The organism is Parafrigoribacterium mesophilum (genome assembly GCF_039652555.1).
Taxonomy (GTDB): domain Bacteria; phylum Actinomycetota; class Actinomycetes; order Actinomycetales; family Microbacteriaceae; genus Parafrigoribacterium; species Parafrigoribacterium mesophilum.
The window spans coordinates 1-300 of sequence record NZ_JBDJAF010000025.1 but is presented as its reverse complement, the minus strand read 5'-3'; the positions used below and the strand labels follow the sequence as shown (position 1 = coordinate 300).

1 protein-coding gene is annotated in these 300 nt (G+C 72.0%); it reads right to left on the bottom strand.

Going from position 1 to position 300, the window contains the following annotated elements; genetic code table 11:
• On the bottom strand, positions 1 to 300 hold a 300-nt coding region (locus ABFX56_RS15950; protein WP_346234349.1), incomplete at both ends, for a fluoride efflux transporter FluC.

Here is a 300-nt window from a genome sequence, read left to right as displayed (position 1 = left end):
CTCGTCCCGAACTGCCGGTGGCGCGCTGGGGTGCCGGTGGGTCGCGACCACGATGCCGAGCCAGGTGGCGGCGGCGCCGGCGGCGATGGTGGCCATGCAGTACCCGACCGCCAGCAGCGGATGCCCGTGCCGGGCGACGGTGACGATGTCGACCGCCAGTTGCGCGTAACTGGTGAAGGCGCCGAGGAACCCGGTGCAGACCAGCAGCCGCACGGTGCGGCGCCGGCTGGATTCCGTGCCGTGCGCCAGGGACTGCAGCATCAGGCCGAGAGCGAACGGACCGAGCAGGTTGACGATCAC